Origin of the sequence: Bordetella genomosp. 1, assembly GCF_002261335.1 — a bacterium.
GTDB lineage: Bacteria > Pseudomonadota > Gammaproteobacteria > Burkholderiales > Burkholderiaceae_B > Bordetella.
The window spans coordinates 236,528-254,624 of record NZ_NEVL01000006.1 but is presented as its reverse complement, the minus strand read 5'-3'; the positions used below and the strand labels follow the sequence as shown (position 1 = coordinate 254,624).

At 69.0% G+C, this 18,097-nt stretch carries 15 protein-coding genes; 6 read left to right on the top strand and 9 right to left on the bottom strand.

Going from position 1 to position 18,097, the window contains the following annotated elements:
• Positions 1–41: 41 nt before the first annotated feature.
• The 3 genes from CEG14_RS23230 to CEG14_RS23220 are packed head-to-tail and all read right to left on the bottom strand — an operon-like array spanning position 42 to position 2,609.
• Complete coding sequence (locus CEG14_RS23230) at positions 42–776, bottom strand: ABC transporter ATP-binding protein (RefSeq protein WP_094828777.1); 735 nt, start codon at positions 774–776, stop codon at positions 42–44.
• Positions 777–790: 14 nt separating this feature from the next.
• Positions 791–1,636 carry an ABC transporter permease gene (locus CEG14_RS23225; RefSeq protein ID WP_094828776.1) on the bottom strand — a complete coding sequence of 282 codons (846 nt, stop codon included), beginning with the start codon at positions 1,634–1,636 and terminating at the stop codon, positions 791–793.
• 1 nt (position 1,637) lies between these two features.
• Complete coding sequence (locus tag CEG14_RS23220) at positions 1,638–2,609, bottom strand: aliphatic sulfonate ABC transporter substrate-binding protein (protein WP_094828775.1); 972 nt, start codon at positions 2,607–2,609, stop codon at positions 1,638–1,640.
• Between the two features lie 184 nt (positions 2,610–2,793).
• Here CEG14_RS23220 and CEG14_RS23215 point away from each other — a divergent pair, with 184 nt between their 5' ends.
• Together CEG14_RS23215 and CEG14_RS23210 are read left to right on the top strand one after the other, a co-directional pair.
• Complete coding sequence (locus CEG14_RS23215; RefSeq protein WP_094830445.1) at positions 2,794–3,330, top strand: DUF3304 domain-containing protein; 537 nt, start codon at positions 2,794–2,796, stop codon at positions 3,328–3,330.
• Between the two features lie 234 nt (positions 3,331–3,564).
• Complete coding sequence (locus tag CEG14_RS23210) at positions 3,565–4,890, top strand: hypothetical protein (protein WP_094828773.1); 1,326 nt, start codon at positions 3,565–3,567, stop codon at positions 4,888–4,890.
• 86 nt (positions 4,891–4,976) lie between these two features.
• Here CEG14_RS23210 and CEG14_RS23205 read toward each other — a convergent pair whose 3' ends face one another.
• Positions 4,977–6,044, bottom strand: coding sequence for a lactonase family protein (locus CEG14_RS23205; protein ID WP_094828772.1), 1,068 nt, complete (start codon positions 6,042–6,044; stop codon positions 4,977–4,979).
• On the bottom strand, positions 6,041–7,033 hold the full coding sequence (locus CEG14_RS23200; protein WP_094828771.1) for a Bug family tripartite tricarboxylate transporter substrate binding protein: 993 nt from the start codon (positions 7,031–7,033) through the stop codon (positions 6,041–6,043). Before CEG14_RS23200 ends, CEG14_RS23205 begins: the two co-directional genes overlap by 4 nt.
• A gap of 94 nt (positions 7,034–7,127) precedes the next feature.
• On the opposite strand from CEG14_RS23200, the gene acnA reads away from it, so the two are divergent.
• Complete coding sequence (acnA, locus tag CEG14_RS23195; protein WP_094828770.1) at positions 7,128–9,776, top strand: aconitate hydratase AcnA; 2,649 nt, start codon at positions 7,128–7,130, stop codon at positions 9,774–9,776.
• A 148-nt stretch (positions 9,777–9,924) separates the two neighbouring features.
• The gene (locus CEG14_RS23190) at positions 9,925–10,623 is read left to right on the top strand and encodes a glutathione S-transferase C-terminal domain-containing protein (RefSeq protein ID WP_094828769.1); all 699 of its coding nucleotides are present in this window, start codon (positions 9,925–9,927) and stop codon (positions 10,621–10,623) included.
• A 64-nt stretch (positions 10,624–10,687) separates the two neighbouring features.
• On the opposite strand, the gene CEG14_RS23185 is transcribed toward CEG14_RS23190, so the two are convergent.
• From CEG14_RS23185 to CEG14_RS23170, 4 genes are all read right to left on the bottom strand, one after another.
• Positions 10,688–11,638: a WG repeat-containing protein gene (locus CEG14_RS23185; protein ID WP_094828768.1), complete on the bottom strand. Its 951-nt coding sequence runs from the start codon at positions 11,636–11,638 to the stop codon at positions 10,688–10,690.
• A 219-nt stretch (positions 11,639–11,857) separates the two neighbouring features.
• A complete protein-coding gene (locus CEG14_RS23180) occupies positions 11,858–14,296 on the bottom strand; it encodes a TonB-dependent receptor (RefSeq protein WP_256985955.1) in 2,439 nt (812 codons plus the stop codon).
• 113 nt (positions 14,297–14,409) lie between these two features.
• A complete protein-coding gene (locus CEG14_RS23175) occupies positions 14,410–15,423 on the bottom strand; it encodes a FecR domain-containing protein (RefSeq protein WP_094828767.1) in 1,014 nt (337 codons plus the stop codon).
• 2 nt (positions 15,424–15,425) lie between these two features.
• Entirely contained in the window at positions 15,426–15,941 is a 516-nt protein-coding gene (locus tag CEG14_RS23170; protein WP_094828766.1) for a sigma-70 family RNA polymerase sigma factor, read from the bottom strand.
• A 506-nt stretch (positions 15,942–16,447) separates the two neighbouring features.
• Between CEG14_RS23170 and CEG14_RS23165 the strand changes: the two genes are divergently transcribed.
• Positions 16,448–17,260, top strand: a complete 813-nt coding sequence (locus CEG14_RS23165) for an SAM-dependent methyltransferase (protein WP_094828765.1) — start codon at positions 16,448–16,450, stop codon at positions 17,258–17,260.
• A gap of 182 nt (positions 17,261–17,442) precedes the next feature.
• Entirely contained in the window at positions 17,443–18,039 is a 597-nt protein-coding gene (locus tag CEG14_RS23160) for an SUKH-4 family immunity protein (protein ID WP_094828764.1), read from the top strand.
• The last annotated feature ends 58 nt before the right edge of the window (positions 18,040–18,097 follow it).

Here is an 18,097-nt window from a genome sequence, read left to right as displayed (position 1 = left end):
GTTGTGGCCGCAACTGGTATCAGAATGTTCGGCACGCCGCCTCAGAAGGCGTGTGCGTCGTGCAGTTCGGCCAGCGCGCGTTCCTTCAACACACCCAGGGCGGCGTCGCCCCGCGCGCGCGGATGCGCCAGTTCCACCGCCAGCCGGGCGCATACGCGGCCCGGCCGCGCGCCCAGCACGATCACGTCATCGCCGAGATAGAGCGCCTCGTCGATGTCGTGCGTGACCAGCAGAATGGAAATGCCGAAGCGCTGGATCAGGTCCAGCACCAGCTGCTGCAGGTTCATGCGGGTGAAGGCATCCACCGCGCTGAAGGGCTCGTCGAGCAGCAGCACCTGCGGGCGCGAATACAGGCCGCGCGCGATGGCCGCGCGTTGCGCCATGCCGCCCGAGAGCTGCTTGGGCAGGGCGCGTTCGAATCCCGTCAGGCCCACCGCGTCGATCAGCGCCTGCACCCAGGCCCGGTCCGGCGTGCGGCCGCTGTCGAGGAAGCTGATGTTGTCGGCCACGCTGAGCCACGGCATCAGGCGCGGCTCCTGGAACACGTAGGAAATCGGGGCCTGCCGCGCGGGATCGATCGCCGCGCCCTTGCGCACCTGACCCTTGAACTCGGTGTCCAGGCCCGCGGCGATGCGCAGCAGCGTGCTCTTGCCGCAGCCGCTCGGGCCCAGCAACGCCACCACTTGCTTGTCCACCAGCTCGAACTCCACCTGGTCCAGCACCTTGCTGGCGCCAAACCATTTCTCGTCGACACGGACGCTGAGCAATGAAGGCATGGCGGTTTCCTGGTTCAGCCCGGCTTGCCGGCGTAGCTGTCGCGCCAGCGCAGGCTGCGGGCCTCGGCGTAGCGCAGTATCGAATCGGTGAGCTTGCCCATGACGGCGAGCAGGATGATCGCCACCAGCACCAGGTCGGGCCGCGAGGTCTCGCGGCCGTCGGTGAGCAGGTAGCCGATGCCCTTGGTGGCGGCCAGCAGCTCCGCGGCCACCACGCACAGCCACGACATCGACAGGGCCTGGCGCAGGCCGGTGTAGAGATACGGTAGCGCGGCGGGCACGAACACATGGCGCACCAGCCGATAGCTGGAGAAGCGATAGAGCGCGCCGACCTCGACCAGCTTGCGGTCGACGTTGCGGATGCCGGCCACCAGATTCAGGTAGACCGGAAAGAAGGCGCCGATGGCGATGAGGGTGATCTTGGAGGCCTCGTCGATGCCGAGCCAGATGAGTAGCAGCGGCACCCAGGCGAGGCCGGGCACCGCCCGCAGTGCCTGGAAGCTGGGCTCCAGATAGGCTTCGGCACGGCGGCTCAGGCCGACCCAGGTGCCGATCAGGAGCGCGAGCGCGGCGCCGATCGCGAAGCCGCTGAACACGCGGAACGTGCTGATGCCAATGTGCTGCCACAGCGGGCCGTGGGCCAGGTCGAGGATCGTCTCGAATACCTGGCTCGGTGCCGGCATCAGGTAATCGGGCACGCGTCCGCTGCGCACCAGGGCCTCCAGGCCGGCGAAGACGAGCACGGGCAGGACCAGCCCGCGCAGCCAGCCCGGCAGGCGCCAGGCGCGGCCCGCGGGCCGTGCCGAGGCACCCGACAGCGTGTCGGGCAGCGCGGCGCTGTGATCCGGCCCGCGGCCCATCTCACTTCTCCTTGGACACGGCCGTGGCCGGGCCGGCGTCGACCAGGGTCGAGAGCGCCTGCCTGGCGTCGGCATTCTTGCGCAGGATGCCGGATTCCTGCAGCAGCGGGATCAGCGGCTCGATCGATTGCACGGTGTAGTCGCCGGGAATCCAGCGCGTGAAGTCGATGCGGCCGATCTGCTTGGCGGCCACTTCCTTCGGCAGCTTGGTTTCCTCCGCAACCAGATCCACGATCTCCTGCGGATGGGCGATGATCCACTGGCGCGCACGCTCATAGGTGCGAATCACGGTCTTCACGGCCTCGGGGTTGTCTTTCAGGAAGGCTTCGTTGGTGTTGAGCACCGCGCCGAGCGCGAACTTCGGGTTCGAGTACACCGTGCGCGAGCCGCCCACCTTGGCGGCCGACAGGTGCGGATCGATGCCGACCCAGGCGTCCACGCGACCCTGCTCGAGCGCGGTCTTGCCCTCGGGGTGCTGCAGGTGGACGATCTCGACATCGTTGAGCGTGAGCTTGTTTTCGCCGAGCGCACGCAGCAGGTAGAAGTAGGGATCCGTGCCCTTGGTGACCGCCACCTTCTTGCCCTTGAGGTCGGTGATGGACTTGATCGGCGAGTTCGGCAGCACTTCGACGGTGCTCGGCTCGGCCCAGGAATAGTTGAAGATCACCTTCACCGGCTGGCCGTTGGCGCGTGCCACGAACGAGGACACGCTGGAGGTGAGCGCGAAGTTGGAGGCGCCGCTGTTGAGGAACTCCAGCGAGTTGTTGCTGCCGCGCGTGAACACCCATTTCACCTCGGTGCCCTGGGCCTTGAAGGCCTCCTCGAGCCAGCCCTTCTTCCTGATCAGCAGGCTGGGCGGCGAGTAGTAGGCATAATCCAGCTTGATCTCTTTGAGCGGCGCATCGGCCGAGGCCGGGCCGGAGAACGCGGCGGTGGCCGCGAGTAGCGCGAAGACGAGGGGACGGAAACGCATGCAGCACCTGATGACGGAACGAGGGCCGGCGCAGGGCCGGTTGGGGGATCGTCGCAGTCTAGGTGGCAGGCATGGGCCGCTCAAATACTATATTCGACGTAGCTTATTTGCTGCGCGATCGGCGCGCCTTGCGCGAGCCTGCGCGGGGTCGCGCAAGGCGCGCCAGACAGAACAGGGAGAAACGATGCAGTCCGTACGTCGCAAGGCCTTGCTGGGTTTGGGATCGTTGCTGGCCGTGGCGGCCAGCGGCTGCACGAGCGGCGGGCCGCCTGCCGGCGGGCGCAGGCCGCCCGAATTTCTCACCCTCTTCGCCTTCAACTACAGCGACCGCTACATCCATACCGTGTGGGTGGACGGCCGCTGGATGGGCAATGTCGGCGCCTACACCAACGGCGGCTCGGTGATGGGCCCGCGCGCGCCCAAGCCGCGCGACTTCGCGCCGGGCGAAACCCGCTACCTGCGCGTGGTGTGGGAGCTCGGCAACCGCTACGACCTCAAGACCAACCGCTATGAGCAAGGCCAGAAGACGCTCGAGCGCCACGAGGCGATGGTGCTGCTCAAGGTGCCCACCCCATTCCCGCCCGCGCCGTCGACCATCCTGCTGCATTTCTACCAGGACGGCCACGTCGAAGCCGAGCTGCTCGATGCCTCGCAGAACAAGTTCGACATGCGCCGCGAGCCGGTGCCGGCGGCGCATCGCGAGGCGAAGCACTACAACTGACGTCGTTGTTCTTCCAGCCTCCGCGTCGATGGCAGGCGTGATCGAGCACGACGGATCCAATGTCTGAGATAGGGTGGGAGCGCGTTCTTTGTGAGCGGGCCTGGTTTGTAATGAAATCGATTCGGCCGAATCGCGTCATGAAGTGAACCAGTGACCTCGCATGAGGAAACATGAACAACGCATGTACGAACAGGAATTCCGGGAGCCGCTTCCGGGATTCTTGTCCGTGATCGAATGAACGGGACTCGCGGTCCGGGCGGTGCGCTGGCGCAGTGGCGTCTGGCTTTCCTTGGCGATCTGAAAGAATCGCTGCCGATATCCGTCAGCCGCAGCGCGATCCCCGCCGGCAGCAACATCATTCTTGCGCTGGTGGGCCATTACAGTGTCCAAACCTTGGCGGAGTTGACGCTGTTGCTCGCGATGGCGTCGATCTTCTTCGTCATTTCTACGTCTGGTCAGATCGGGCTGCAAGCGGAATTCGCACGGGCAGCTGCCGACGGAATCTCTGCTGAGTTTCGCAGACTCCTGGGCGCGGCGCTGATCACGTATGGCGGCATTTCCGCGATCGCGAGCCTGGTGCTGACGCTCGCGAGCACGGCGGCTTCTTGTGCCGACATCGGCTCGATATCCTGCTCCGTCAACACCGCGCTGCCCGTGTTGTCTCTGAGCATTCCGCTGCTCGCACTCATTGCGGTGCTGACCATCGCGCTGGAGGCTGCCGGTGAGGCTCCGCGCGTGGCACGGGTCAAGCTCGCGCAACTGCTCTGGCAGATCACTGCGGTCTTCATCGTCGTGGTACGAGAGGGGGGCGTGCTTGCGATCGCGTGGGCGTATGTCTCCTCCGATCTGGTCGGGCTGGCAGCGCTGAGCGCGTTGAGCGTGCTCACGCGGGCGCGGCCGTCGTTCGACGTACGGGTGTCGCAGCTCGGCGAGCGCTTGCTTCCGCTCAAGGTCGGTGTTCCGATCGTGGTCGGCCAACTGGCCCAACGATATTCCGTCTATGTGCTGACGGCAGCGGTCGCCAGGTTCGGCGCTGCGTCGACCAGCGCGTTGGCGACGGCGGGGGCCGTGGTCTTCTTTGCTCAAGTTCCGATTGTGGGAATCTGTCAGATGGCGAGCATCGATGTGGCAAGGAGGGCGCAAAGCCGAATGCCCGTGAACGACATCGTCTGGCGGCGCTTCCTGAACATGATCGTCTTGACGGTGGCCATGGCCGGCATGGTTCTGTTGGGAAGAGACTTCCTGAAGTTCGCGCTGACCGCGGACAAGGAGGCCGCCCATATCTTCATGGCGGCGTTACCGTATGTCCTGGTTCACTACGTTGCCAGCAACTGTGCGATGTACGCGTTGGCCGTGTTGCGCTCATATGGCGACCGCCTCTGGCCGCAACTCATCATGGCAGGAACGATGGCGATTGCTTTTGCCGGCTATCTCGATGTTTCCGATCAGCGCCAATTCATCGATGCTTATGTGCCCTACGTCAGCCTCTTCCTGATCGCCGGGAGCATTGTCTGGATCCGGCTTTATTACGTACAGCAACGGGATCATCCGCGCCTCTGAGCAGACGGTGGCGGTGCGCTCGACGTGCGCCGTCGCAGCCGCGGCGAAGTGAATCGGCTGTCTGGCGTCCGCAAGTGCGCGCTCCTTCAGGCGAACACCATGCACACCGGGCTGGCGCAGGCCGTCGCCGCGCCCTGCGGGCGCAGCGTGCCGGTGGCGGCGTCGCGGGCGAACGCCACGATGGTGTCGCTGTCCTCGTTCAGCACGAACAGGTGGCGGCCGTCGGGCGTGAAGGTGGCGAAGCGCGGCGTGCGGCCCAGGCTCGGCTGATCGACGAGGTAGCGCAGATGGCCGCTGTCCGCGTCGATGGCGAACACGGTGAGGCAGTCGGCGCCGCGATGCGATGCGTACAGATGGCGGCCGTCGGGCGCGATCACCAGCGCCGCGGCGCGACTGTTGCCGGTGTGCCCGGGCGGCAGGGCCAGCACAAGCTGTTGCGCAGACAACGATCCGCGGGTCGCGTCGTAGGCATAGGCCACCACGGTTGAGTCGAGCTCGTTGATGGCATAGGCCATGGCCAGGCGCGGATGGAACACCAGATGGCGCGGCCCCGCGCCCTCGCGTGCCGGCACCGACGAGGCCGGGTGCAGCCGGCCGGCGTCGAAGCGGAACACGAACACGCGGTCCAGCCCCTTGTCGGGCACGACCACATGGCGCCCAACCGGATCGAACGGGTTGTGGTGCGGCTTCGCGTGCGGCTGTTCGACCCGATGCGGGCCGGGCGTGCCCTCCAGCGCGATCTGCTGGCACACCGGCTCGAGCGCGCCATCGGCCGAGAGCGGCAGCACCGCGAGATCACCGCTGATATGGTTGGACACCACCACATGGCCGCCCGCCGGCGCGAGAGCCAGGTGCACCGGATTCAGGCCACCGGTCGATTGCCGGTTGAGGGGCGCCAGGGTGCCATCGGCCGCGATGGCGAAGGCGCTGATCTCGCGCTGGTCGCCGTGCACGCTGTAGAGCCGCGTGCGCGCCGCGTCGACGGCCAGGAACGAGGGATTGACCAGCTCGCGCACCACCTGGATGCATCGCAACGAGGCGCTGGCGGGATCGAAGGCGTAGACGCTGATGCCCTCGCCGCGCGCGTTGCGTTCGCGCGTGGTGCGGGTGCCGACGTAGGCGTGGCGAAACGCAGCGGTCGCGGGGGCGTTCATTCGGCAACGATCCTGGCCTGGTCGATGATGCGGCGGAACTGCTGGTTCTGCGCGGCGATGAAGGCGGTGAACTCGGGCGGGCGCATCGGGCTGACTTCGCCGCCCTGGTCACTCAGGCGCTGCGCCAGGTCCTTGTCGCGCAGCGCGGCGTTGATGGCCTGGTTGAGCGCGTCCACCACGGCGGGCGGCGTATTGCGCGGCGCGAACACGCCGAACCAGTTCGACAGGTCGTAGTCTTCCAGGCCCGGCGTCTCCGCCAGCGCCGGCACGTCGCGCGCGAACGCCGCCCGCTTGGCCGACGTGACCGCCAGCGCGCGCACCTTGCCCGACTGGATGAAGGGCTGGGCCGCGGCGTAGCTGACGAAGGTCATGTCGACATTGCCGCCCGCCACGTCGCTCAGCTGACCCGACGCGCCCTTGTAGGGCACGTGCATCATCGACACCTTGCCCAGCGCTTCGAGCAGCGCGCCGTTCAGGTGCTGCGGGTTGCCGATGCCGCTGCTGGCGTAGCTCAGCTTGCCGGGATTGGCGCGGGCCTGCGCCAGCAGCTCCGCCGCGTTGGCGGCCTTGAGCGCGGGGCCGGCCACCAGCACGCTGGGCACGCGCGCCACCAGGCTGATCGGCACCAGGTCGGTCTCGGGCTTGTAGTTCATCCGCTCTTTGTAGAGGTAGCTGTTGATCGCGGTTTCGCCGGCCGAGCCCAGCAGCAGCGTGTAGCCGTCGGCCGGCGCCTTGGTCACGAACTGGGCCCCTACCATGCCGCTCGCGCCCGGCTTGTTCTCCACGATCACGTTCTGGTCCAGGCCGGCGCGCAGCTTCTCGGCCAGCAGGCGGGCCATCACGTCCACGCCGCCGCCGGCCGAGAACGGCACGATCAGGGTGATGGGACGAGCGGGGAAGTCGGCGGCGGCGGCGGGCGTGGCGGCTGCGCCAAGGAGGGCGGCGGCGATGCCGAGCGCGGCGCCCAGCGGTTTGAGGGCAGGGGTCATGATGTCTCCGGTGTTATGCCGGCGCCACGGGATCAGGAAAACCCCGGGTGCCGATTGATTGAATTTTAAGGCGTCAAAATGCAATAATGCGCCTATGGAAAACACCAATGCTTACGCACCCGCCGTCCTGACGCTGTCGGGCGCGTCCACGCTGATCGTCGATCTGCCCGCGATATGCGGTGCGCGCCTGCGCACGCTGCCGGTGGTGCTGCGCCTGCTGCTGGAGAACGTGGTGCGCAAGACGACAGGCGCGGAGCGCGACCAGGCCGTCGGCGCGATCCTCGGCTGGCTCGACCACGGCACCAGCGAGGCCGAGATTGCATTCCAGCCCGCGCGCGTGCTGATGCACGACACCACCAGCACGCCGGCCCTGGTCGACATCGCGGCGATGCGCGATGCGCTGGCGGAGGCGGGCGCCGACCCGTCCTGCCTGAATCCGGTGTTGCCGGTGGATGTGTCGGTCGACCACTCGCTGGCGGTGGAGGCCTATGCGCGGCCGGACGCGGCCGCGGCCAACATGGCGTTCGAGATCCGGCGCAACCAGGAGCGCTACCGCTTCCTGCGCTGGGCCTCGCGCGCCCTGGCCGGTGTGCGCATCAATCCGCCCGGCACGGGCATCATGCACACCATCAATCTCGAGCAGCTCGCCACCGTGGTGACGACGCAGGTCGATGCCGATGGCCGCACCTGGACGGTGCCGGACATGATGATCGGCACCGACAGCCACACGCCCATGATCAACGGTATCGGCGTGCTGGGCTGGGGCGTGGGCGGGCTGGAGGCGCAGACCGTGATGTTCGGCATGCCGACCATGCTGCGCATCCCCGACGTGATCGGCGTGCACCTGAGCGGCAGCCTGCGGCCGGGCGTGTTCGCCACCGATCTCGCGCTCACCGTCACGCAGCGTCTGCGCGAGATCGGCGTGGCGGGCGAGTTCGTCGAGTTCTTCGGCCCGGGCGTGGCCGCCCTGAGCGCCGGCGAACGTGCCGTGGTGGCCAACATGGCGCCCGAGTACGGCGCCACCACCGGCTACTTCCCGATCGATGCGCGCACGCTCGATTACCTGGCCCAGACCGGGCGCGAGCCGCAGGCGCTGGCGCGGGTGCGCGCCTACGCCGAGCGCACCGGGCTGTGGTTCGACCCGCAGGCCACGCCGCGCTACACGCGCACCCTGCACATCGCCCTGGACGCGATCGGCATGCAGGCGGCCGGGCCGCGCAGGCCGCAGGATCTGCTTGCCTGTGCCGGGATCCCCGCCGCGCTGGCGCAGCTTGCCTTCACCCCGGCGAGCGGCGGCGCGATGCCGCGCCATCCGGTGGCGGTGGCCGCCATCACCAGCTGCACCAACACCTCCGACCCCGCGCTGCTGCTGGCGGCCGGGCTGCTGGCGCGCAAGGCGCGCGCGCTGGGCCTGCGGGTGCCGCCGTGGGTCAAGACCTCGCTCGGCCCGGGTTCGCCCGCGGCGGCCGCCTATCTGGCGCGCGCCGGATTGCTCGACGACCTGGGCGCGGTCGGGTTCGACATCGTGGGCTATGGCTGCACCACCTGCATCGGCAACTCCGGCCCGCTGCCCGACGCCATCGCGCAGGCCAGCGCGGCCGGCCGGATCCGGCCCGTCGCGGTGCTGTCCGGCAATCGCAACTTCGCCGGCCGCATCCATCCCGACCTGGAGCTGGGCTTCCTGATGTCGCCGCCGCTGGTGATCGCCTACGCGCTGGCCGGCGACGCCGAGTGCGACGTGGCCGGCGGCGTGGTGGCGCACACGCCCCAGGGCGCACCGGTGACGCTGGCGCAGCTCTGGCCCACGCCGCAGGAGATTGCCGATGCGCAGGCGCGCGCGCTGGATGCGCGGGATTTCAGGCGCTGCTTCGAGATCGCCCAGGCCAACCCGCTCTGGCATGCGCTCGAGGCGGTGGATGCGCCGCGGTTTCCGTGGGACCCGGCGTCGACCACGCTGCGCCGGCCGCCCTTCGCCGCGCTCGATTACGGTTCGCAGCTGGGCCGCTACCAGGCCTATCCGCTGCTGGTGCTGGGCGACGACATCACCACCGACCACATCTCGCCGGCCAGCGCGATTCCGCCCGACAGCCTGGTGGCGGACTTCCTGGTGGCGCGCGGCGACCGGCGCGACGATCTCAACGTGTTCGCCTCGCGGCGCGGCAACTGGGAGGTGATGCTGCGCGCGGCCTTCCACAGCAAGACGATGCGCAACCTGCTGGCGCCCGGCGCGCCGGTGGCCCATACCGTGCATGCGCCCACCGGCGACCTGCTGCCGATCTGGGACGTGGCCGCGCGCCATCGCGAGGCCGGCGAGGCGGTGGTGCTGGTGGCGGGCGAGCGCTACGGCACGGGCTCGTCGCGCGACTGGGCCGCCAAGGGCCAGCGGCTGCTGGGCATCCGGGCCGTGCTGGCGCTGAGTTTCGAGCGCATCCACCGCGCCAACCTGATCGGCATGGGGATCCTGCCCTTGCGGCTGGCCGCCGGATGCGGGCCCGACACGTTGCGCCTGCAACCGGGCGACCGGATCGAGGTGTGTGCCGAGCGCGTCGCCCCGCGCCAGGCGGTGGCGGTCAGCGTGGTGCGCGCCGATGGCCGACGCGAGCCGCTCGCCGCGGTGGCGGCCGTGGAGACCCAGCTCGAGGCCGAGCTGCTGGCGCGCGGCGGGGTGATCCCGCTCATCCTGGCGCGCACGCTGGCGTCGGCCGGCGTCCCGGCCGCGGCGGGCAGCGGGGGCAGGGCGTAAAACCCTGTCATCGACAGGGATTTCCGGCCGGACGCAGTGTTCCGCGCGGCGTCACAAAAGGGCCCCGACAAAGGCTGCGGCCGGCACAGGATCTCTTTATGATGGCCGCCAGACCCGGCGCAACGGCGCCGCAACCGGAGCCCCTCGTATGACCGCCTTGGATTCGTTCGACATCACCCGCAAGTGGCCGGCCAGCCATCCCGATCGCATTCAGCTCTACTCGCTGCCCACGCCCAATGGCGTGAAGGCCTCGATCATGCTCGAGGAAACCGGCCTGCCCTACGAGCCGCATCGCGTCGCGTTCGACACGCAGGATCAGCTCACGCCCGAATTCCTGTCGCTCAGCCCGAATAACAAGATTCCCGCGATCCTCGATCCCAACGGCCCCGGCGGCAAGCCGTTCGGGCTGTTCGAGTCGGGCGCGATCCTGGTCTACCTGGCCAGCAAGACCGGCCAGTTCATTCCGCAGGACGACGCCGGCCGCTTCGAGACGCTGCAATGGGTGATGTTCCAGATGGGCGGCATCGGCCCGATGTTCGGCCAGCTCGGCTTCTTCCACAAGTTTGCCGGCGCCGAGTACGAAGACAAGCGTCCGCGCGACCGCTACGTGGCCGAGAGCAAGCGCCTGCTGGGCGTACTCGACCGGCACCTGGCCGGCCGCGACTGGGTGATGGGCAAGCAATACACCATCGCCGACATTGCGATCTTTCCGTGGGTGCGCAACCTGATCGGTTTCTATGACGCGGGCGAGCTCGTGGACTTCGACGCGTTCGACAACGTGCGCCGCGTGCTGGAGGCCTTCGTGGCGCGTCCGGCGGTGGCCCGCGGCCTCACCATTCCCGGCTGAACGATCCGTGAATCCGCGATGACGGCGCCGGATTGCGGCGCCGTCGTCGCTTGTGCGCAGGCCTTCAGCGGCGCTGCTTCTCGACCTTGCCGTTCACGTAGATGGTGTAGTTTTCGCCGTCGGCCTTCTGCGACGACACGCGGCCCTTCTGGAAGCTCGAGGTGTAGGTGAACTCCGGCTTGACCACGGTGCGGCCGCGCGCGTCCACCAGGCCCCAGCGTTGCGGCTCCTGCATGAACCAGAACAGGCCTTCGCCGGCCGGCACCACGTCGCGGTCGAGCGTGAACAGCACCTGGCCCGTGTTGTCGAAGACCTCGTTCTTGCCGGGGTTCTGCCCGATCAGGTAGTTCTTGTCCAGGATGAGGACGTTGGCGAAGCGCGCGGGCACGAGCGTCTTGCCCTGGCCGTCGAAGACGCCAACCTTGTCCGCTTTGTCGCGCACCGTAATGAAGGTCTCGCCCTGTTCGAAGCCGATCTGCGGATAGGCGAGCGGCACCACGATCAGGCCGTTGCGGTCGATCACGCCCATGCCCACGTCCTCGCGGCTGATGGTGGCGTAGCGGCCGCCGTCGAAGCTGTTGATGGGATAGATGCCGGGCTCGTTGCTGACCCAGGCATCGCGCGACTTGTCGTAGAAGCCGGCCAGCACCGGGGCGCCGGGGCGCTGCGCCAGCGCCGCCGCCTGCTGCTTCTTGAACTGCAGATAGGCCTTGGCCGACGCGGCGCCCGCGCGTTCGCCCTTGGTGATGCCGCTGTCGGACAGCGGTTCGACCGGCTCCTCGGGGCATTCCGGCACCAGCGCCTTGTCGCCGCCCTGCTTCTTGAAGGTCTCGGCGTAGCCGGCGCAAAACGGATCGGAATACGTGGTCATGCTGCCGTCGTCGGCCACCACGCCGACCGCGTCCATGGCCGCGTCATCGGGCGCGGCGTGGGCCTGCGCCATCAGCGCGAACGCCAGGCAGGCGGACAGCAGGGGCGGGCGGGTGCGTCGTGCAAGGCGTGCGGGCAGGGGCATCGGGCGGGTCGCTGTAGAGGACGAGGGCGGCCGCGGCGTGCGCCGGATGGGCGCGGGGCCGCGGCAGTACGTGGGCCGGCGAGAGGCCCGATCAGGGTTATATCACCTGCTCGCCGGCATCGGCCGATCGCGGGTATCGCGACGCCAGCGAAAAGGGGCCTCGCGGCCCCTTTGTCGTCGAGGCCGTTGCGTGCGCAACGGCCTGCCGGTGCCCGCGGTTCAGAAATCGATCTGTGCCGACAGCAGGAAGGTGCGCGGCGCGGCAACGGTGGCATAGGAGCTGCCGCTGGAAAGCCAGTAGTTCTTGTTGAACACGTTTTCCACGGTGGCGCGGAACACCACGGCGCGGCCGGCCACTTCGGTGGCATAGCGGGCGCCCACGTCGTAGCGCGTCCACGACGGCAGCTTGGCGGTGTTGTCGGCGTTGTAGTACACGGAGGCGGTGTGGATGGCGCGCGCGTTCAGGCTCAGGCCGCGCACCCACGGCGTGTCCCAGTCCACGCCCACGTTGAAGGTGTAGTCGGGCACGCTGTTGACGCGGTTGCCGTCGTTGGCGCCGCCTTCGGTGCGGTCGAGCCGGGCGTGGTAGAACGTGGTGCCGGCCGTCATGCGCAGGCCCGGCGTGACTTCGCCGAACGCGGCCAGCTCCAGGCCGCGATTGCGCTGCCGGCCGTCCAGGCTGTAGTAGCCCTCGCTGTCGGTGACGCCGCTGGGTCGGTCGATCTGGAACACCGAGGCGGTGGTGATGATCTTGCCCCAATCCACCTTCACGCCGGCCTCGTACTGCTTGGACTTGTACGGCGCGAAGGCCTGGCCCGCATTGAGCGTGCCTTCGGGGGCGGTGCCGCCGGTGGTGAGGCCGGAGGTGAAGTTGCCGTACACCGACACGTTCTCCAGCGGCTTGACCACGAAACCCGCCAGCGGCGAGATCGCGCTTTCGTTGTAGCGCGAGGTGCGCGAGCCGCTCGACATGTCGAAGTTGTCGGTCTTCACGCGCTGCTGGCGCAGGCCGCCGGTGAGCAGGATGCGGTCGTCGAGAAACGACAGCGTGTCGGTCGCGGTCAGGCTCGAGAGCGTCGATTCCGAGGTCTTGCTGGGCGAGCCGCGCTCCGTGCTCATGGCGGGCAGCTCGGCCGGGTCGTAGAGGTTCGACGGCACCGAGCCTGCGGAAGTGGCGTAGAAGTAGCCCTGCTCCTGCTTGAGCGTGGTCGCGCTCAGCGTGAGGTTGTGCTTCACGCCGAAGGTGTCGAAGCGGGCGCGCAGCCCGATGTCGCCGGTCTTGCTGCGCGAATAGGCGTCATACCAGGCGTTCTGCACGCCGAAGTTGCCGTCGGCGTCGACCGCCTGGCCCCAGGCCGCGCCAGGGAAATCCTGCTGCGACTTGCCGTAGCGGTAGCCGGCCGCGGCAAACACGCTGAGCGCGTCGGTGACGTCGTACTCGATGCGCGACATCACGGCCGAGTCGCGCAGGTCGAGGCGGCTGCCGGGATAGAAGTTCTCGCGCGCGGACGGCGCCTTGGGCAGGTGGGTCAGGTCGTTCTGAAAGCTGATCTGCGGGCGAAATTCATCGATGCGTTCGCGTTGGTCGTAGGCATCGAGCGACCAGCGCAGGCGGCTGCCGCGGTAGTCCAGCGCCAGCGCGCCCAGGCCGAGCGACTGGTCGCTGCCGCGGATGCTGGTCTCGCCGTCGCGATAGGCGCCGTTCACGCGGATGCCCCACTCGTTGTTCTCGCCGAAGCGGCGGCCCATGTCGAGCAGGCCGCCGAACTGCGCGCTGCTGGCGTAGGTGGCGGTCACGCGGGTCAGGGGATCGTCGCCGGCGCGCTTGGTGACGATGTTGATGTTGCCGCCGATGCTGCCGTTGGGACCGATGCCGTTCATCAGCGTGCCCGGGCCCTTGAGCACCTCGACGCGCTCCATGATGGCGGCGGGCATGCGGCTGGCCGACGCCATGCCGTAGAGCCCGTTCACGCCGACGTCGCCGGCCGAGACGCTGTAGCCGCGGATCTGGAATTCCTCGCCGAAGCCGCCGCTGGAGGTCAGCGTGCGCACGGACGAGTCGTTCACGACCACGTCGCCGAGCGAGCGGGCCTGCAGATTTTCGATGGTGTCGACCGTGAAGTTGGTGGTGTTGAACGGCACGTCCATGATGTCGGAGGTGCCGAGCACGCCGAGGCTACCGCCGCGGGCGAGCTGGCCGCCCGCGTAGGCCGGGGCCAGCCCGTCGACCACGCCGGTGGCCACGGTCACCGCCGGCAGGGTCGTGGTGTCGCCGCTGACCTGCGCGCGGTTCAGCACGTAGCTGCCGTTGGGCTGGCGGGTGGCGGCGATGCCGGTGCTGCCCAGCAGCGTGTCCAGGCCGCCGCGCACGGTGTAGCTGCCCTTCAGGCCGGGGCTGCGCAGGCCGTTCGTCACGTCGGGCGTGAACGACAGCATGATGCCCGACTCGCGGCCGAAGCGGCCCAGCACGTCTTCCAGCGGGCCGCCGGGGATGTCATAGGCGCGGGCGTCGGCCGCCTGCGCGTGGACCGCCATGGGCGCGGCCAGCGCGACGGCGCCGAGCGCGGCACCGCCCAGGGCCTGGCGCAGGGCACGGGCCAGCGCGGAGCGAGGCTGGAGAAGGGAGGCGGCGCGCGCGGCGGCCGGGAGCTGGGTCATGACGGGGCCTTTCTGGAAGACGGAAGTTGGCGTTCTCATCTGCCATGACCCGCGAAAACGAAAAACGGATCAGCCCAGCGACAACTATTTTGTAACGGCGAGCCCGGCGCGGCTCAGGCCGGCACCAGGCGGCGCTGCGCGCGCCACAGGCGCTGGCGCGTTTCGGTGCGGATCTTCAGCGTGGTGCTGACGGTCTCCAGCACCTTGCCCACGTCCGCCACCGGGAACGAGCCCGACACCCGCAGCCCGGCCACGGCCGGGTCGCACGCGATCGACTCGTCGGTGTAGCGCGACAGCTCCGCGATGAAGGCGTCCAGGCGCATGCCGCGCGCCACGATGTAGCCGTCCTTCCAGGCGACGCGGGTGTCGTCGGTGGGGGCGTTCTCGGAAATGCGGCTGGCGGTGTAGCAGGCGCGGTAGCCGGCCTGCAGCACGCGGGTCTGGTCGGCGTTCAGGCGCGCGCGCACCTGCACCGCGCCTGCGAACACGTTCACCTCGGTGTCGTCGGCGTGGCGCCGCACGGCGTACTCGGTGCCCAGGGCCAGCGCGGTGCCGTGTTCGGTCTCGACCAGAAACGGGCGCGGCGCGGCGCGGTCGTCGTGCGCCGTGGTGATCAGGATCTCGCCGGCCAGCAGCCGGACCCGCCGTTCGTGCGCATCGAAGCGCACGTCGATCGCGCTGCCGGTGTTGAGCACGAGGTGAGTGCCGTCGTCGAGCACCAGCCGGCGCCGTTCGCCGGAGATCGTGCGGTAGTCGGCCGACCACGCGCGCCACGGCACGCGCGTCTCGACGGTCCAGGCGGTGCCGCCGGCGAGGAGGGCGACGGCCATGGCCTTGAGCGCGCGCCGGCGCTGCGCCGAACGGGGGGCCGCCAGCGCGGTGCGGGCCAGGCCGGACTGGCCGGGCTCGGCCAGCGGCTGCAGGCGCTGTTGCACCGATTCGATGCGCTGCCAGGCGCGTTCGTGATCCGGATGCGCGGCGCGCCAGGCGCGCCAGCCCTGGATCAGGTCGGGCGAGCCGGGCGATTCCTGCAGGTCGATCAGCCATTCGAGCGCGCGCTCCGCCACGTCGGCGGGCAGGGCGCCGGCGTCCGAGGTGGCGCGGTACCAGGTCGAGGCGGCCATCATGCTCAAGCCGTGAACGCCAGGTCGGCGAAGTAGCAGCGCTGCAGCGCGCGGGCGATGTAGCGCTTCACGGTCGGAATCGACACGCCCAGCGTCTCGGCGATCTGGGCATGGGTCTGGCCGTCGAGCTGCGACAGCAGGAAGGCGCGGCGGCTGAGTTCGGGCAGGCCGTCGAGCAACCGGTCGAGTTCGAACAGCGTCTCGAGGATCAGGGCGCGCTCCTCGGGGGACCTGGCCCATTCCTGCGGTGCCTGCGCCAGCGCGTCGAGATAGGCCCGTTCGAGCTTCTCGCGGCGCCAGTGGTTGGACAGCAGGCGCTGCGCCACGGTGGTCAGGAAGGCGCGCGGCTCTTCGATGCGGGGCGGCACGCGCTCGCTCGAAAGCAGGCGGATGAACGTGTCCTGCGCCAGGTCGGCGGCGTGGTCGGGATTGCCCAGGCGCCGCTGCAGCCAGCCGCGCAGCCACGAGTGATGGTGGCTGTAGAGCGATTCGACGGTCGTGGGGGCGTGGGGCGTGGTCAAGGTCGAGCCTGGGGATCGAGCGACTACCACCGGGGGGAGCGACGCCGACAACCGCGGAAACTTGCTAATGGGAATAGTTATTATTTTTAGTGCAGCTGCGCCTGTCAATCTGCGACGTTTTAACCTTGCCAAATCGGCGCGGCTGCGCCTGCCAGGTGTTGGAAATCTGCCGCGCCGCCATCCGTGGCGGACACTTTCCCGCCCCTAATGCGTCCCCTTATATTTTCAGCCTAATCCGAGCTCCGGCGCCGTTCGAGCGGACGTGTTCCCCGACGTTGACCGCGAATCGCCGGCAATCGATGCAATTCGAAAGCCGGCGCCGAGGGCGGGGGCGCCTTGGCCGATCTGGATGGGGACGGTATGCTCAAGCTGTCTCGAAGCTGAACGTTGCCGGTCCGGCCGCGCGCCCCATCGGCGCCCGCCGCCCCGCATTCCACCGCGCCTCGCGCCCGCCACGCGGCAGTGCGCGGGCCACCTCCCACAGCCCGACCCAAGGAGAAGTCCCCATGATGAGCATTCGTAAATCGGTCGCCGCGGCAGCCTGCGCGCTGGCCTTCGGCGCGGCGGCGTCGGCCCAGACGGCCGGCGGCGGCGCCTACGAGCCCACGGTGGGGCAATCGGGCAAGGACGTGATCTGGGTACCGACCAACCAGGGCCTGGTGAACAGCATGCTGGCCCTGGGCAAGGTCACGCCGGAGGACTATCTCGTGGACCTGGGTTCGGGCGACGGCCGCACGGTGATCACCGCCGCGCAGCGCGGCACGCGTGCGCACGGCATCGAGTTCAACGGCGATCTGGTCGCGCTGTCGCAGCAGGCCGCCAAGCGCGAGGGCGTGGCCGACCGCGCCACCTTCGAGCAGGCCGATATCTTCAAGACCGATTTCTCCAAGGCTACGGTGGTGACGCTATTCCTGCTGTCCGACCTCAACCTGCGGCTGCGTCCGACGCTGCTGGAGATGAAGCCGGGCACGCGCGTGGTGTCCAACTCCTTCACCATGGACGACTGGGAGCCCGACGACTCGGTGCGCGTCTCGGAAGGCTGCAGCAGCTTCTGCAACGCCTTTCTGTGGATCGTGCCGGCCAAGGTCGAGGGCAACTGGTCGCTCGGCGGCAAGTCCCTGGTGCTGGAGCAGAAATTCCAGAAGTTCGGCGGCCGGCTGGGGCAGGGCGACAACGCACTCGCGCTCAGCAACACGCGTCTCGACGGCGCGCGCATCAGCTTCGACGTGGGCAGCGAGCGCTACACCGGCCAGGTCGACGGCAAGACCATGAGCGGCAAGACGGCCAGCGGCGCGAGCTGGCAGGCGGCGCGGATGTAGGCCGCGCGCCGTTTCGCTTTGCGACACATGTGAACGTGGCGGGGGTTCCCGGGCCGGGGCGGGCGGTGCCATACTCGAACCAGCGTCCCGGCCTGCCGAGGCATGGCATGCGTGGGGCACCCGGCCGCGGCCTGCCTCGGGCGACGGCCCTTCCCTAGCGAGGGCGCGCACGCGCACACACGATGACCCACGACAATCTGGCAGGTCTATACGCCGGCGGCGCCGCCCGGCTCGACCCGAGCGCGCTTGCCGATGCGGGGCTCGATCCCCAGGCCTGTACCTGGCTCAGCGACCCGGGCATGCCGGTGCGCCCGCAGCCCGCCATCCCGCTCATCGAGTTCGTCAAACCCGCGATGCGCAAGTTCGGCGATGGCGCAGGCCTGGTCATCGCGCGCGAACCCTGGGCCGACGAGCTCTGGCTGGTGGTGCTGCCCGACGGCCGCGTGATGACCGCGGGCCAGGGCGAGGCGCACGTCTTCGTGAACACCCGCATCGAAAACTTCCTGCATTTCCTGGCGGCGTTCCAGCATTTTCAAACGCTGGCGAGCCGTGCCGACGGCGCGCCGCGCGTCTACACGCAGGCCGAGATGCAGGCGCGCCTCGAGGCCTTGCAGCGCGGCGACATCCGGCCGAGGCAGGGGGCGGAAGACGTCGCCTTCGATCGCGCCGAGGCGCTGCGCCAGCTCGAGCGGGCCTGGCGCGGCCGCGATGCGGCCGCCCTGGAGCGCGGCAGTTGGTGGAGCCGCATCGACGAGCAGCTGCGCGACGGCCTGCTGTAGCGCGGCGAGGGCGGATTCATGAGGCCGCATTTGCGGCATCGAATGGGTGGCGGTATGC